Origin of the sequence: Mesorhizobium sp. M7A.F.Ca.CA.002.15.2.1 (assembly GCF_003998715.1) — a bacterium.
In the GTDB taxonomy this organism is placed as follows: Bacteria; Pseudomonadota; Alphaproteobacteria; order Rhizobiales; family Rhizobiaceae; genus Mesorhizobium; species Mesorhizobium ciceri.
Genome location: NZ_RZPI01000968.1, coordinates 1 through 1,437, shown reverse-complemented (window position 1 = coordinate 1,437; position 1,437 = coordinate 1). Strand labels below are relative to the sequence as shown.

The window sequence follows — 1,437 nt, the reverse complement described above, 5'->3', positions numbered from 1 at the left end:
CTCCCTCACCTGCTTGGCGACTTCGGTGCTTGCTGCGACTGAAATGGTGATGCTGGCGTGCGGGTAGTTGCTGTGGAACTCGGACAGCGCCTGATCAAAGAGCGGCGAGACGACATGGCTTGCCGTCGCGATCATCACATGGCCGGTAACATCGTCGCTGATGCCGCGCATCAGCAGCGGCAACTGCGATATGGTGCCGAACACCTCGACGCTCTGCTCGTAGAGAAGCCGCCCGACCTCGGTCAGTTCGAAGCGCGTCGCGTCGCGCTCGACCAGACGCCGGCCCACCCGGTCCTCCAGTCGCCGCAGAGCATTGCTGACGCTGGGTTGCTTGAGGTTCAGTCGCTCCGCAGCTCGCGTGATGCCCTTCACCTCCGCGATGACGACGAATGTCCTCAGAAGGTTCCAGTCGAGATCCCAGACCAGCCGTTCGGGGCGTGGAAGTACCATTCCTGATATCTATGCTCTCTATTCGCATTATCTATTTGCGCAATGATACCGCAAAGGCAATCATTGATGACAGGAAAGCGTCTGCACGCCTCCCAAGAACAAACCTTGCGCGCCATCCAGAGGAGAGGAAATCAGATGAACAGAGTATTTTCCGGCATCGCCGTTGCGGCCCTGCTGCTTGCGTCGACCTTCACTGCCGTTTCGGCCAGGGCCGACGACCTCGAAAAGATCAAGGCGGCGGGCGAGCTGAAGATTTCCATGAGCGGTCAGTATCCGCCCTTCAACTTCGTCAACGACCAGAATGAAGTCGTCGGTTTCGACGCCGATATCGGCAAGGCCATCGCCGAGCGCATCGGTGTCAAGGGCACCATCATCACCACGGCCTGGGACGGCATCATTGCCGGCCTGCTCGCCAACAAATACGACACCGTCGTTGGCTCGATGACGATCACGCCTGAGCGTGAAAAGGTGGTCGATTTCGTCGGGCCTTACTACCACGCCGGCCGCGCCGTTTTCGTCAGCGAGCAGTCGAAAGTGCAGAGCCTCGACGACCTCAAGGGCAAGACCATTGGCGTGACGCTGGGCGAGACGCATGAGAAATGGGCGCGCGAAAAGGGTGGCTGGGATATCCGTACCTACAAGGGCCTGCCGGAAATGCTGCTGGAGCTGAGGGCCGGCCGCGTCGACGCGATAGTCGTCGACAACATTCCGGTCATGGTTGCCGTCAAGGAGACGGGCGAGAAGGTCCGCAAGCTCAACACGCCCGATATCGAAGGCGGCGCTGTTGCCATCGGCATCGCCATCCGCAAGGACAATCCGGAGCTCAAGGCTGCGATGCAGAAGGCGCTGGACGACATGCTGGCGGACGGCAGCTACGAAAAGATCTCGATGAAGTGGGTCGGCAGCGACATCCGCTGATCTCTCCTGGCTTCAGGCGAGCAAAGCCGCCTGAAGCCGAGCGTTACTCCTGCTGGACCCTTTCATGGA

2 protein-coding genes are annotated in these 1,437 nt (G+C 60.1%); one reads left to right on the top strand and one right to left on the bottom strand.

From position 1 onward, the window contains the following. The coding region (locus tag ENZ74_RS31635) for a LysR family transcriptional regulator (RefSeq protein ID WP_164761397.1) at nucleotides 1-450 on the bottom strand (450 nt) is incomplete at its 3' end. Nucleotides 451-585: 135 nt separating this feature from the next. Here ENZ74_RS31635 and ENZ74_RS31630 point away from each other — a divergent pair. After that, nucleotides 586-1,368: an ABC transporter substrate-binding protein gene (locus ENZ74_RS31630; RefSeq protein WP_063167837.1), complete on the top strand. Its 783-nt coding sequence runs from the start codon at nucleotides 586-588 to the stop codon at nucleotides 1,366-1,368. The last annotated feature ends 69 nt before the right edge of the window (nucleotides 1,369-1,437 follow it).

Excerpts from the sequence above, each read along its gene's own strand:
- ENZ74_RS31630 (WP_063167837.1), top strand. The coding sequence starts at position 586 with ATGAACAGAGTATTTTCCGGCATCGCCGTTGCGGCCCTGCTGCTTGCG.